This is a genomic window from Paenibacillus harenae DSM 16969 (assembly GCF_000422465.1).
GTDB classification, from domain to species: domain Bacteria; phylum Bacillota; class Bacilli; order Paenibacillales; family Paenibacillaceae; genus Pristimantibacillus; species Pristimantibacillus harenae.
The window spans coordinates 1044616-1058803 of sequence record NZ_KE383842.1; the positions used below are offsets into that span (position 1 = coordinate 1044616).

13 protein-coding genes and 1 pseudogene are annotated in these 14188 nt (G+C 50.7%); 11 read left to right on the forward strand and 3 right to left on the reverse strand.

Annotation, left to right across the window (positions count from 1 at the left end; all coding sequences use genetic code 11):
• The first annotated feature begins 86 nt into the window (after positions 1–86).
• The 6 genes and pseudogenes from H581_RS0115160 (at position 87) to H581_RS0115190 (ending at position 5996) form a co-directional block, all read left to right on the forward strand.
• Positions 87–1163, forward strand: coding sequence for a D-alanine--D-alanine ligase family protein (locus H581_RS0115160; protein ID WP_028610753.1), 1077 nt, complete (start codon positions 87–89; stop codon positions 1161–1163).
• A gap of 5 nt (positions 1164–1168) precedes the next feature.
• On the forward strand, positions 1169–2275 hold the full coding sequence (alr, locus tag H581_RS34120) for an alanine racemase (RefSeq protein WP_036718658.1): 1107 nt from the start codon (positions 1169–1171) through the stop codon (positions 2273–2275).
• Positions 2276–2412: 137 nt separating this feature from the next.
• Positions 2413–3006, forward strand: a pseudogene (locus H581_RS0115170) (D-alanyl-D-alanine carboxypeptidase family protein); the annotation flags it as partial.
• Positions 3007–3529: 523 nt separating this feature from the next.
• The gene (locus H581_RS39470; protein ID WP_169507507.1) at positions 3530–3913 is read left to right on the forward strand and encodes a zinc ribbon domain-containing protein; all 384 of its coding nucleotides are present in this window, start codon (positions 3530–3532) and stop codon (positions 3911–3913) included.
• 223 nt (positions 3914–4136) lie between these two features.
• Positions 4137–4784, forward strand: coding sequence for a GntR family transcriptional regulator (locus H581_RS0115185; RefSeq protein ID WP_028610756.1), 648 nt, complete (start codon positions 4137–4139; stop codon positions 4782–4784).
• A gap of 42 nt (positions 4785–4826) precedes the next feature.
• The gene (locus tag H581_RS0115190) at positions 4827–5996 is read left to right on the forward strand and encodes a helix-turn-helix domain-containing protein (protein WP_028610757.1); all 1170 of its coding nucleotides are present in this window, start codon (positions 4827–4829) and stop codon (positions 5994–5996) included.
• A 65-nt stretch (positions 5997–6061) separates the two neighbouring features.
• Here the strand turns inward: H581_RS0115190 and H581_RS0115195 are convergent, their stop codons facing one another.
• Positions 6062–6967, reverse strand: a complete 906-nt coding sequence (locus H581_RS0115195; RefSeq protein WP_028610758.1) for an RraA family protein — start codon at positions 6965–6967, stop codon at positions 6062–6064.
• 327 nt (positions 6968–7294) lie between these two features.
• On the opposite strand from H581_RS0115195, the gene H581_RS0115200 reads away from it, so the two are divergent.
• From H581_RS0115200 to H581_RS38385, 5 genes are all read left to right on the forward strand, one after another.
• Positions 7295–8212, forward strand: coding sequence for a carbohydrate ABC transporter permease (locus H581_RS0115200; protein ID WP_028610759.1), 918 nt, complete (start codon positions 7295–7297; stop codon positions 8210–8212).
• On the forward strand, positions 8209–9039 hold the full coding sequence (locus H581_RS0115205; protein ID WP_028610760.1) for a carbohydrate ABC transporter permease: 831 nt from the start codon (positions 8209–8211) through the stop codon (positions 9037–9039). Before H581_RS0115200 ends, H581_RS0115205 begins: the two co-directional genes overlap by 4 nt.
• 35 nt (positions 9040–9074) lie before the next feature.
• Positions 9075–10412 (forward strand): ABC transporter substrate-binding protein, encoded by a 1338-nt coding sequence (locus H581_RS0115210; protein WP_028610761.1) that lies wholly within the window; start codon positions 9075–9077, stop codon positions 10410–10412.
• A 27-nt stretch (positions 10413–10439) separates the two neighbouring features.
• Positions 10440–11435 (forward strand): mannonate dehydratase, encoded by a 996-nt coding sequence (locus tag H581_RS0115215; RefSeq protein WP_028610762.1) that lies wholly within the window; start codon positions 10440–10442, stop codon positions 11433–11435.
• Between the two features lie 150 nt (positions 11436–11585).
• Positions 11586–11750: a hypothetical protein gene (locus H581_RS38385; protein WP_169507508.1), complete on the forward strand. Its 165-nt coding sequence runs from the start codon at positions 11586–11588 to the stop codon at positions 11748–11750.
• Between the two features lies 1 nt (position 11751).
• Here H581_RS38385 and modA read toward each other — a convergent pair whose 3' ends face one another.
• Both modA and H581_RS0115230 read right to left on the reverse strand, forming a co-directional pair.
• Positions 11752–12555 carry a molybdate ABC transporter substrate-binding protein gene (modA, locus tag H581_RS0115225; RefSeq protein ID WP_028610763.1) on the reverse strand — a complete coding sequence of 268 codons (804 nt, stop codon included), beginning with the start codon at positions 12553–12555 and terminating at the stop codon, positions 11752–11754.
• Between the two features lie 202 nt (positions 12556–12757).
• A complete protein-coding gene (locus H581_RS0115230) occupies positions 12758–14149 on the reverse strand; it encodes a mandelate racemase/muconate lactonizing enzyme family protein (protein WP_036718661.1) in 1392 nt (463 codons plus the stop codon).
• Positions 14150–14188 lie beyond the last annotated feature (39 nt).

A 14188-nucleotide genomic window follows, 5' to 3' on the forward strand; every position in this document is an offset into this window, starting at 1 on the left:
TTTTTTAAACATTACTTACAAGCCTCTTAAATATTGACGGTTATCTTTAGTCATAGATAACGAGTCAACTTTAGGAGGTTTTTCTTTTGAGAATAAAGCTGTTTGTCCTGTACGGCGGCAAGTCCGTCGAGCACGAGGTATCCTTGAAAACGGCCCTAACGGTCATTCAATCGATAGATGCAAGCAAATTTGAAGTTATTCCGATTTATATTACGCGTGAAGGCTTATGGTGCAGTCCCGTCAAGCTTTCTCGCCCTGCTCTTCAAATTTCGAACTTAATCGTTGAGCCTGGCTTGACAAGCGCGGCGCAATCGATCGGGGATGTATTGGTCAATCAGCTGTCCGCCGAAGGTAAAAAGGTAGTGCTGCCGCTGCTTCACGGCTCGAACGGCGAAGACGGAACGGTGCAGGGGCTGCTGGAGCTGTTAAACATTCCTTATGTCGGAAACGGCGTCCTCTCGTCTGCGCTTACGCTGGATAAGGCGGTGTCCAAGCAGGTGCTTGCCGAGGCGGGCATCCGCCAGACCGAATACCGCATCTTCCGCCTTGAGCAATGGCTCGATGACGAAACGGGCGTGTTGGATCAGGTACAGGAGGAGCTTGGCTTTCCCTGCTACGTGAAGCCGGCTTCGCTTGGATCCAGCATTGGCATTAGCAGATGCGGGAATAGTCGGCAGCTCGCTAAAGGCATGAAGGAAGCATACCGATATGACAACAAGATCGTCATTGAGCGCGAGGTGGCCGGACGTGAAATCCAAGTGGCCGTCATGGGAAACGAGAAGCCGCTCGTCTCGCTGCCCGGCGAATTCATTCATGATCATATTTTTTTCGATTTTGAATCGAAATATTTGGACAAGCAGCTGGCGATGTCGATTCCGGCCCAAATTCCGGAAAACTTCATTGAGGAAATCCGGAGGACCGCCCTTCGGGCTTATCAAACGTTATGCTGCTCAGGGCTTGCCCGCGTCGACTTCTTCCTGAACGGGGAAGGACAACTGTATTTGAATGAAATTAATGCTCTGCCCGGCTTTACCAGCAGCAGCATGTATCCGGTAATGTGGGAGAAGACGGACGGTACGCGGTATTCGGAGCTTATTGAGAAGCTGATCGATTATGCTTTCATGAGGCACGCAGAGAAGCAAACGATTCAATACACGAGGTGACAAGCATGTTCAGAGCTACTCGAGCCGAGGTTCGTTTGAGTAAAATCCGCAACAATATGGTGAAAATTCGCCATACCCTGCCGGAAACAGTCAAGCTCATGGCTGTCGTAAAGGCCGACGGGTACGGGCACGGCGACGCGGAAGCGGCCCGTATGGCGGAGCAGGCAGGCGCAGATGTCTTGGCTGTCGCCTATCTGAATGAAGCCTTGCGTTTAAGGTCAAAAGGGATTACGCTGCCGATCTTGATTCTGACGCCGATTTATCCGCAGGAAATTATGTTTGCATTAGAGCATGATCTAATGCTCACCGTGACAAGCGCGGAATGGTTCAAGGAAATGCGCGCCTATAGGCACCATTCCTGCGGGAAACCGTTAAAGGTGCATGTGAAGCTGGACACGGGTCTCGGCAGACTCGGCATGAAGACCAGGGAGGAATGGGAGGAGCTCGTGCCATGGCTTAAGGCGGACGATGTGATCGTCGACGGGTTTTATACGCATTTTGCTACGGCAGGCAAGGAAGACACAACGTTTATGAAGCGGCAGTACAGCCGTTTTCTCGATATGATGGGCTGGTGCGAAGATTCCGGCGTTCACGTGAATCTCTATCACTGCGCGGGCAGCGCTGCGGCGCTGCGGTTTCCCGAGCTTGCGATGGACATGGTGCGGATCGGGGCGGCGATGTTCGGCTTCTACCCGGAGCGGCTTGTTTCTTCGGTGCGGCTTGAGCCCGCGTTAAGCTTGTACAGCAGCCTTATGCAGGTGAAGCTGCTGCGCAAAGGGGAATGCATCGGTTATGACAACTCCTATCAAGCGAAAGAGGACGAGTGGATCGGCACCGTACCGATCGGCTATGCCGACGGCTGGTCCCAGAGCCTTCAAGGGACGGAGATGCTGGTGAATGGGCAGCGGGTGCCCGTGGTAGGCAAAATATGCATGGATCAGCTGATGGTCCGACTGCCCGGTCCATGCGAACCCGGAACGGAAGTTGCGTTAATCGGAGCGCAGGGGGAAGACTGCATCACATTCGCGGAACTAGCCGCACATCTCGGCAGCGTGCCGCAGGAGATTTCGACCGCGATTTCATCGCGGGTAACGAGGATTTACAAAGAATAGGCTTTCGCATGCAATACGAGTTTTGTTGCGATCTAATTCAGGAAGCGAAGCTCCACAAAATTTTGGAGGAGGTCGTCCATGTGGAACAAATAATAAATGATCAATCATTGGCAGCTTTCGGCGGCAAAGGCCGAAAAATGACCGTACAAGTGCGGAACGAAGAAATCCATTCCGGGCATTTGATCTTAATTAATACCGGCTATCCGGTAAGGCAGAAGGAAGGTTCCGAGCCTCTCGCGCCGCTTAGCCTTCATCCGGAAATCCGGGAATGGCATGACGGAATTCAGTTAGAAAAAACATGCTTCCGGCAGCTGACTGCATTACTTGAGGCTTCCGGGGGAATGGACGAGATCGTCGTTGTCAGCGGTTACCGTACAGAAGAGGAGCAGCGGAGCATTTATGAGCAATCTTTAGTCGACAACGGAGCTGCTTACACGGCGAGCTATGTCGCGCTTCCCAATCATAGCGAGCATCAGACCGGACTTGCGGTCGATGTCGGCAAGATGAGACGAGACGTCGATTTTATCGCTCCTTCTTTTCCGGACAGCGGGGAATGCCGGGCCTTCAAGGAGCTTGCCGCGGATTATGGTTTTATCCAGCGGTATAAGGAAGGGAAGAGACCGATTACTGGAATTGCATGCGAGCCCTGGCATTTTCGTTATGTCGGATGCCCGCATGCCAGGCTTATCGATCAGTATGACTTTTGTTTAGAGGAATATATCGATTTCTTGAAGGCTTATAAGCACGATGGACCTTATTTGACGACTGGATACGGCTGCGCTGCAGCGGAAATCTATTTCGTTCCGGCAGACAACGGCGCTGTAACTAACGTGCCGATCGTGAATGGCGAAGCTTACCGCCTATCCGGCAATAACGTGGATGGATTTATCGTAACGGCCTTTCATGAGAAGGGCTAAGCCGGCAGGGATTTTAATGCGGAGTTGACGGTCATGGCCGTTACGTGATTTTTTGGGCATAACCGGGAAGCAGCGTTCATATAGATGGTAATGGGAGACGTATTTTAGATGTACGAGAGGAGAGGCCTTGGGCGAAGGAGCATTACCTGCGGCAGGGAGGGATTCGGATGAGTGCGGAATTGCTCATTCAACTGCTCGTGCTTATTGTAATGATCGTCGAGCTGGCCAATCGATCGAAGGATTCCTAAGGCTTGGAGAGACAAAACACCGAAATCGGGTGTTTTGTCTTTTTTTCTAACAGAATAGGGTATGATTGGGATCAGGGGGAGATGATAAGATGATCGAATGTCCATGGTGCGGCAGCGAAATCGAGCTTGTTCATGAAATTTGTCCAGATTGCAAGCATGAGATTTTGCCGGAGCATTTGGAGTCTGGCGACGGCATGCACGAACCGGCATTGGCGGCGCATGAGGGAAGCCATATCGAAATGTTGATTGCGAACCGGTTCAAATGCTCCAAATGCGGTCATGAGGAGTGCGATATTCAGGAAACTGCGATGACCGGCACGGGGCTGAGTAAATTATTTGATATCCAGCATCATCATTATTTGTTTGTTTCCTGTCTGCAATGCGGATTTGTGGAGATCTATAATCCTTCTATTCTTCAGGGCAAGAAAGCAGGAGAGCTTAGCTCGGTGATTGACCTCTTATTTGGCGGTTAGCCTCACAAAAATACATTCCCATTATTCGACAAAATCCGTCGTTGTCATCCGGCGCGGAGCGATCTATAATGTAACAGAGAAGAGGATTATCGATAATCGATAATCGATAATTTGAACGGAAGGAGGATCGATAACGAAATTTTTTAAGAAGGTATATGATAACGCTTTCTTTTTTTTAATTGATATTATCGATAATCGATAATGGAAATGGAGACGTGGTACGATGCAGGAGAAATCGCCGATTGCGGCAATCAACTCGATTAGCGAACAGGTGTTTATATCGTTGAAGAAGGAAATATTAGCAGGCGAGCTTGCGCCGGGTACTCGCTTGCTCGTTCTCGATATCGCCAAAAAATTTCAAATCAGTCAGGCTCCTGTTCGAGAAGCGTTGGAGCGGTTGAAGCAGTCCGGCTTCATTACGGGCATTCCGAACAAAGGCTCCGTCGTCTCCAATATTACCGCCAAGGAAATTAAAGATATTTTTGTGCTTCGCGAAATCATCGAAGGTTACGCGGCCAGGCAGGCGATGCCGGGGATGACGGATGCGGATTACAAGTACCTGGAAGATCTCATCAGGCGTATGCATGAGGCGCATCTGCAAAACGATCTTCTGGCTATATTGGAGCTGGATATGGCCTTTCACGGTTTCTTCTACAAGCGCTGCGATAATCATCTGATTCTCGAGCTGTGGAACCAAATGAAAATGAAGGTGATGCGTTTCATGGCTATTTCAAATCGGCACTTTAACACGGACGAGCTTGCAGACTGGCATTTGCGCCTTGTTGACGTGCTGAAGTCTGGAGACGCGAATGCCGTCGAGGAAGCGTTTATCGAGCATATGCATTCCTATAAAATGATTCACCTCAACTAGTTCGCATCTCATCACTTATCCTTATAAAAGGAGAAATGGAGCATGCTAAACGAAGGACTGTTATTCAAAGAGGATGTCATTCTTACTTGGATGAGGGATCGCTTTCTTCGAAATCTGGTTTCGGAGAAACGCAGCGCCAAATCGGATTTGAAGGAAAACTTGTCGCGATTGAAGCTTAACCCGTACTATACCTTTCCAGCACTCGCGTTATTAGAGCCTAACATTCAATTTACCAACGAACATGAGCGAATTATATATTTGGAACAAATGCGGGATTTCTTGCAGCTCCAAGCTACGGACGGCAGCATCGTATTTCTTGATGAGGAAGGAAGACTCGGCCTGTTGTTCTCCTGGGTTTCAAAGGAGCAGCTGCCCAAGATACAAGCCAAGCTGAACCGGCATTGCCAGCAGCCGATTAATATTGGCGTAGGAAAGCCTTGCAGCCATTTGTACGATATCTATCATTCCTACCGGCAAGCTTCGAGCGCTTTGCAATATAAGTTTTATCGCGGTACGGGTCAAATCATCTTCTACAGCGAGCTCAGCCGGTATGAATCGGTTCAGCAATACCCGTTGGATAAAGAGAAGGAGCTGTTCGATGCCTATAAAGCGTCGGAAAGCCCGGCCGAGATCGAGCAATCGGTACATAGCTTCTATGAGTGGGTGCTGGAGAAGGGACCTGTCGATATTCAATGCGTTTATGACATAACCGTACGGCTGCTTGTCAGCGTGGAGAAGAGAGTTATTAGCGAAACGCAAAACATTAGTTCTTATGAACGATTTGACGTTATTTCTATCGTCAAGCTTGCGACGCTTGAGGAGATCAAGCAGTACGTGACCCGTTTTCTTGCAGGGATGAGGGACGTCCTCTCCCAAAACCAAAAGGAAAGCCACCGCAGCATTATTAAGAAAACGATCCATCATATGGAGCAGGAATGTCAAAGCGCTTCGCTGCAAAGCGTAGCGCAGAAGGTATATATGACGCCGACTTATTTGAGCCTGCTGTTCAAGACGAATACAGGGAAAACGTTTATTGAACACTTGACGGATATAAGGATCAATAAAGCGAAGGAAATGCTTAGAAGCACGCATTATAAAAATTACGAGGTCGCGGAAAAAGTCGGCTATCAGGATCCTCGTTATTTCAGCCAGATCTTCAAGAAAAAAGTGGGACTATCGCCAAGCGAATATCGGGAATCGGCGGGTAATTAGACGAAGAAAAGGGACTCTGCAGGCATCGGTTATGCCCCGCGGAGTCCCTTTAGTAATAGGCTTAATTATAAGCGGACATCGCTTTGCGGGCCGTTACGTTCCGCCTTGCGCGCTTCCTCCAGCTCATTCGACCAGGTCAGATGACGGTACTCTGCTGCCGCAGCGTCATTCTCGAACCAGTTCACGAAATCCGTCCAAAGGTTCATATCCCAAGCCGCATCGATCTGGGCCGTCGTATAGACGCTGTCACGCAGCCGGACGAAGCCGAATACATCGCGCACCTGCGCTTTCTCCGCCTGTACGACCGTAAGCTCGGCGAGATGCGGCGGGATGAATATAACGCCTGAAGGCGTGCCAAGCACGACGTCGCCCGGCATGCAGATCGCTTTGCCGATCCTTGTAGGCGTATTCATCCCGACCATCGTGACGTCCGCAATAGCGGTCGGATCGCTGCCGCGGTAGAACACGTTAATGTTCTCGATCTCCACGACCTGCTGGTTGTCTCGAATACCGCCCCAAATAACGGCGCCGCCGCGCTTCGTGCGGGTGGATATAGCAGTGGATAGATTGCCGCCGACATAGGTGCCCAGATGAATCTTATCGAACATGTCCACAACTACGACATCGTCCTCACCGAGCGTGTCGATGACCCATTGATTAAAGAAGCCTTTCCGTTCCTCTTGCTCGTGTCCGTATTTCAGCAGCGTCTCATGCAGATCCGGACGCTTCGGAACCATCACGGCCGTGACCGCCCGGCCAACCATCGTTTTATGGGGATGAATGATTTTGAAATCGCCTTCAAACTGAAAATGATAGCCTCTATGCCAGAGAGGACCCCATGCCTCCTCCAGCGTGATCTTGCGCATACGGCGAAGAATATCCCCGCTTACCTTCGGGCGTCCATTCGGAAATCGTTCTCCCTCCCAAAGCGGCGTAAGCTGAATGATGTCTTCCGGATTGTCAAATTTCATCTGAAGCACCTCTTCCGTTAATTTTGGCAATCGTTAAAGCGGTCACCGTCATACGACTATTGTTAAGGAAGGCGGAGGTTTTGTCGATGCGACTTTCTTAAGGCCTTTTCTAAGTCGTGTATGAATTTTTCACACAATATAAAATCAAACCATTTCATAAAAATGTCTCCTTCAATCATGAAACCGCTTTCGTTTAAAGTAAGGAAACACCATGCAATCAACTAATGAAATGCAAATTGCTACGATACGCTTTTTGCGCCGCAAAACGTTAAGGAGGAGGAATCTATCGGAGTGACTGCTGATACGGCAACAAGAACGGGAACGGAGATGGAGCCCGCTGCACGGAAACGGACGCGAACGAAAGGAAATCAGCTGGCGGGTTACGTGTTTATATCTCCATGGTTAATCGGGTTTTTATTGCTCACGCTTTGGCCAATCGCGCAATCCTTTTATCTGTCCTTTACCGACTATTCATTGCTTGAAGATCCGGTATGGACGGGGACGAACAATTACACCAAAATCTTCACGGACGATTCGACCTTTACGAAATCGCTCAGCGTCACCTTTATGTTTGTTCTGTTCTCCGTACCGCTTAAGCTGTTTTTCTCCTTGATGGTTGCGCTCGCGCTTAACAAAAACCTTAGAGGAATGAATTTGTACCGGACCGCCATTTATTTTCCGTCCCTGATCGGCGGCAGCATCGCGGTCGCGGCGCTCTGGCGGAATATGTTCGGCATAGACGGCTATATCAATAACGTGCTCGCCTGGTTCGGCATCGAAGGCGTTGGCTGGATTTCGAACCCGGATACGTCGCTAGGCACGCTGATCCTGCTGAATACATGGCAGTTCGGGTCAACGATGGTTATTTTTCTGGCCGGCTTGAAGCAGGTCCCTCAGGAGCTGTACGAATCGGCCTCCGTAGACGGGGCGGGCAAGGTGAGAAAGTTCTTCAGCATAACGCTTCCGCTGCTGTCGCCGGTTATGTTTTTCAACCTCGTTCTCGGCATTATCGGTTCCTTTCAGACATTCACCTCCGCGTTTATCATTACGAAGGGCGGACCGATCAATTCGACCTATATGTACGCGATGTTCCTGTATGAGAAGGCGTTCAAGCATTACCAGATGGGGTATGCTTCCGCGCTTGCGTGGATTCTGTTATCCATTGTCGCCCTGTTAACCCTCCTTAACTTCATGGCTTCGCGTTACTGGGTATTTTATGAGTCGGATGGGGGGAAAACGAAATGACCGCGATTCGTTCCAAGCTGTCGAACCATTTGCTATTGACAGCGTTTTCCTTGCTTATGCTGTACCCGGTTATCTGGTGGGCGGGCGCTTCGCTCAAAAAAACGGAGGAGCTTAGTCTTCCTACGCTGTGGCCGTCGACGCCGATGTGGGAGAATTACTCGAAGGGCTGGAATTTCTCGGCAGATTATACCTTTGCGCATTTCTTCGGCAATACGCTGCTGATGGAAGTCGGCAATGTGATCGGCGGGGTCGCGACTGCGGCGATCGTTGCATACGGCTTCGGCAGACTAAGCTTCAAGCTGCGCGGCTTCTGGTTCTCGATCCTGCTGCTGACGATGATGCTTCCCGGTCAGGTTACGGTTGTGCCGCAGTACATTTTGTTCAACAAGTTCGGATTTACAGACAGCTATGTGCCGCTGGTTCTTCCGCATTTTTTCGGCGGCGGCGCGTTTTTTATCTTCCTGCTCGTGCAGTTTATCCGCGGCATTCCGAAGGATCTGGATGAGGCGGCTACGATCGACGGCGCTAGCGTTTACGGTATTTTCTGGAGAGTTATTTTACCATTGCTCAAGCCGGCTCTGGTGACGGTCGCTATCTTCACGTTCATTTGGAGCTGGGATGATTTCTTCGCACAAGTGCTGTACTTAAGCTCGGTTGACAAATTTACGGTCGGCCTGGCGCTGCGAATGTTCATTGATCAGTTCGACATTCAGTGGGGACAATTGCTCGCGATGTCCTTGCTGTCGATTTTTCCTTCGGTCATCATCTTTTTCTTCGCGCAGAAGCACTTCGTCGAAGGAATAGCGACAACAGGCTTAAAGGGTTAACGGCTTCACATTAAACATGGAGAAGGGGATGTCTAATGGCGAACAAAGGTTGGACGAAGAGATTGGGTATGCTTATGATGGCCGTCATGCTGGTATTGTCCGCTTGCAGCGGCGGCGGAAACGGCGGCAACAAGGCGGGGGAGGAGACGGACGCCGGCGCAGACAACAAGGGGAATGAAGCTCCCGCAGGCAAGACGACGTTAAGTATTATGTGGTGGGGAACGGATGCGAGGCATGAAGCCACGCAGAAGGCGCTTGACATTTACACGAAACAAAATCCGGCAGTTACCTTTAAGCCGGAATTTATGGCTTGGGATGCTTTCTGGCAGAAGCTGCCGACGCTGGCTGCCTCGAAGACGATTACGGATGTGCTGCAGATGGACGCGGCTTTTATTCAAGAATACGTAGCCAGAGGGCAGCTGGAAGATTTATCGGATATTGACCTAAGCGGCATCGTTGATCCGAATGTGATCGAGAATTTGTCCATCGACGGCAAATTGTACGGCATCCCGCTCAGCCAGAACGCGCAGGGCATCGCCTTTAACAAAACCGAGCTGGACGAGTTCGGTATTCCGCATCCGCATAAGGATTGGACTTACGATGAGTTCTTCCAATGGGCCCGGGACGCTCGGGCGAAGCTGCCGGAAGGGAAGTACCCGATCGGAGATACAACGACGTGGGACGGCTTCAACTACTACCAGACGGCAATGGGCAAGCCGCCGGTCATGTCCGACGGGGGCAAAACGTTCACGCTCGATAAAGATTTGTTTATGGAATTTTATCAGACCTATGAGGAGTTCCGTAAATCGAAGATCGTTCCTCCTGCGGAGAAGGCGGCATCCTTCCTTGAAAATGATCCGCAGGCCGACCCGATGGCTTCCGGCGTCGTCATGACGCGTGGAGCAACGACCGGTTCGGTCAGCGCGCTGGAGCAGCTGATGCCTGGCAAGGTCGGCGTCGTGAACCTTCCGACCGGACCGGCCGGAGGCGGCTGGGCGCAATCGACGATCTTCCTGAGCGTAAGCGCGACTTCCAAAAACAAAGACGAAGCGAAAAAATTCGTCAAATGGTTTATTTCCGACAAGGAAGCCGGGAAGGCTCTGGCCTTAACCCGCGGCATCCCGATCAACCCGGACATTTATAGCGAGCTTGAGCCGACGCTTGAGGCGAAGGATAAGCTGGGAAAGGAGATATACGATCTTTCGCTCGACAAAGCGCTGCCATTCTACTCGCCGGCAGCGGGCTTCTCCGAGTGGGTCGATACCTACAGGAAGGAAATGGACGCGGTTACGTTCGGTCAACAATCGATTGAAGAGGCATTCAACAAAATCGAGAAGATGGGCAAGGAGCTTGCGGCTAAGGCTGGAGGCTGACCAACGGAGAAGAAAGGCGGTTATCACATGAAGTTAGCAGAAGTGTTCCCATCACAGCCTAACCGGCTGTGGCATTTGGCCAAGCAGCTTGGCGTAGATCATGCCGTCGGGGGGCTTCCGTGGGAGGAGAAGCAGGAGAAGCCGTGGGAGCTGATGCCGCTTATCCGCATGAAGCAGCGGTTCGCCGATTTTGGCCTTGAGCTTACCGTTATTGAATCGATGCCGCCCAGCAACGAAATCAAGCTGGGGACGGCCGGACGCGATGCGGAGATCGAACAGTTTCAGAACTTTATTTTGAATATGGGCGCCGCGGGCATTCCGGTGCTTTGCTACAACTTCATGGCCCAGTTCAATTGGTTCCGCACCTCGACGACGACCCGCACGCGCGGCGGGGCGCTCGTATCCAGCTATGATCACAGTCTGATGAAGGATGCGCCTCTCACGGAAGCAGGCATTGTAACGGAAGCGCAGCTTTGGGAGAACCTCCACTATTTTATGGAGCAGATCGTTCCGGTCGCGGAGCAGGCGAAGGTGAAGCTGGCGCTGCACCCGGACGATCCGCCGATAACGCCGATCCGCGGCGTGTCGCGGATTCTTACAAGCGCAGCCGCGCTGCAGCGGGCGATTGATCTTGTACCGAGCGCATATAACGGCATTACGCTGTGCCAGGGGACGCTGGCAACGGCTGGGGACGATATTCCGAGCGTAATCCGGCAGTTCGCCAAGCAGGAAAAATTGTTTTTCGTCCACTTCCGAGACGTGAAGGGAACGCCTGAGAAATTTGAAGAAACGTTCCATGACGACGGCAAAACGAATATGCTTGAATCGATGCAAACGTATTACGAGGTTGACTTTAACGGACCGGCGAGACCGGATCACGTGCCGACGATGGAAGGCGAGGACAATACCAACCCGGGTTACGAGACGCTTGGCCGCTTATACGGAATCGGATACATTCGCGGGTTGATGGAAGCGGCTGCGGCAGGCAAAGCGGTTCGATTCGCAGAAGAGACTTCCAAGTAAAGCTAGGCATGCAGAGCTGTTCACGAAGGTTATTAACCTTTGCGAACAGCTCCTTGTTTTTTATGGGATGCAATCGACTTATAATAGAAAGAAGAGGTAATTGCTCATCGGATGTGTGTAACAAAGGGATCTGTTTAGGAGGCGATAGACATGAGGGAGCTTGTAGGCAGCTGTAAGGAATGCGGAAAGGACATCTATTGCCTCGACGGATTTCTTAACGGTATCGTGTTAGAAGACAAAAGCATCGTGTGCTTCGATTGTTCCGAGCCTGAGCAGGCCGGCAAGGGGCAGAATGCCACAGAGCCCTTGAAATAGCCTATCCGTTAGGTATGGAAAAACCGTATTTGAGAAATACAGCCAGCGCCTCTTTCGATTGAAGAAACCTGTAAAAGCGTTCAGCTTCTAGACTATGATTCGTTGCTTTAACAATCCCGATTGGATATTCGACTGGAGCATATGTTGTGGGATCGACGGCAAAAGCGGTCGTTACCTTCTGCGAGGTCAATGCATCCGTTCTATAAACGAAGCCTGCATCGGCATTTCCAGTTTCCACATATTGAAGAACTTGTCTAACATCTTTTCCTTGAACCATTTTAGTCTGCAAAGCTTCCCACAGATTGGCATTTAAGAGCGCTTCTTTGGCATAGCTGCCGGCAGGGACGCTTTCGGGAATACCGATCGCAACATTGTTTACTTTCTTATTCGTCAGCTCAGCCATACTGCCGATCACAGATTTCCCGTCCGATGGAATAACGACAACCAGCTCGTTAGTCAGCAATGTTTTTTGTTTATCCGCATCGATTAACTCTTTATCAACGAGTGCCTTCATATTTTTAGGCGCTGCGGACAGAAATAAGTCTGCCGGGGCTCCTTGTTCGATTTGCTGCTGCAGAGCACCGGATGCGCCGAAGTTAAAGTACAATTTGACCGATTTATTCTTTGATTCATATCTATTCCGGATTTCACCAAGCGCATCCGTTAAACTCGCAGCTGCGGAAATCGTCAATTCAACAGTATCAGATGCAGTTTCCGGGGTTTGCTCCGTACTGCACCCTGAAAAAAAGAAAATTGCCGCTAAGACGAATAACAAAATCACATTACCTTTAATAAGTCGTTGCATTCTTTCCACTCCTAAATTCTATTTCGTTATAATTAAATAATAATAATACGATATGATTATACATAAGTTTTGATAGAAACTTAAACATTCGGACAATAAAAAAAGGTCGTCCAGGGAAAACAGCCTGAACGAACCTTTTTTTTCATCACACTATTGCTTGGCATGTGAAGTGTAGAGAACTTGCTTGCCGATCAGATAGGAATCAGCTCCAAAGCCGATCGTTGGACTGAAAATGGTTCCAGCTGTCGGTGGACTCCCACAGGCCTGGAATTTTAGGGTGAAGATGCTGCGCAAGCACCTCATCGTTCAGATCATCGATGCCAAGGCCCGGCGCATCCGTTATGTGAATGAATCCGTTCTGTACCAGCTTCTTCGGAAGCTTGCTGCTTATAATGATGTCATCCCACCAGGGCACCTCGCAGGAATGGTATTCCAGCGCCAGAAAATTTTCGGTTGCAGCAGCCACATGCGCGGCCGCTAGGCAGGCAATCGGGCTTTCCGCCATATGGATCGCCATAGCAACGCCGTATTCCTGGGCCATATCGCCGATTTTTTTCGTTTCCAGAATGCCGCCCGTCGTAAGCACATCGGGATGGATGACCGATACGCCGCCCGCTTCAAGTAGCGGCTTGAAATTTTCCTTCAAATAAATGTCCTCGCCTGTGCAGATCGGGGTAGTAACCGAACGTGACAGCTTGGCATACTGCGCGGTGTACTGCCACGGAAGCATATCCTCCATCCATGCGAGATTGTACTTATCCACGCGGCGTCCGAGCTTGATGCAATCCTCAAGGCCGATATGGCCGAAGTGATCCACGGCCAGCGGCACTTCATAACCGATGACGGCGCGAACGTCAGCCACGTACTGCTCCAGCATATCGAAGCCCTTCTCCGTCACATGGATCGCCGTGAAAGGGTGGGGGATGTTGTGGATGTCGTAATGCCTATTGCGAATGTCCCGAATTTCGTCCTCGCTCAAATTCTCGTTATGCGAGCGGTACCGCTTCTTGGAGATGTCGCGCATTTCCTCCAGAAACCCGATCGGCGCGCTTAACGTGCCGGGCTCGTTTATAATCTGCCCGATCCCTAAATCCATCTTCAAGAAGGTGAAGCCTTGCTCCATCCGTTTCTGCAGCGCCAAACCCATAGCCGTGCCCGTATTCTTGCCGTCGACGTCCGTATCGCAATACATGCGGATTTTTTCCCGAAACTTGCCGCCCAGCATCTGATAGATCGGGATGCCGTACGCTTTGCCCGCCAAATCCCACAATGCGATCTCAAGTCCGCTGACGCCGCCGCCTTGGCGGGCATGGCCTCCGAACTGTTTAATACGACGGAACAGCTTATCGATGCTGCATGGATTCTCGCCCAGAAGCCGGCTCTTCAGCATTTGCGCATATACCTTATCGGCGCCGTCGCGGACCTCGCCGAAGCCGATAAGACCCTGATTCGTGTACACCTTAATTAAGCTGCTATGGAAAGGCGCGCCGACAATATCGGTGAAACGAATATCGGTGATTCGAAGCTCGGAAGGTTTGGATTGGGTGTTCACATGCGCAAGCGTTTGTTCAAAGGATGGATTGTTGGACAACATAATTCACTCCCTGATCTCGTAATGTTACGGACATGGACA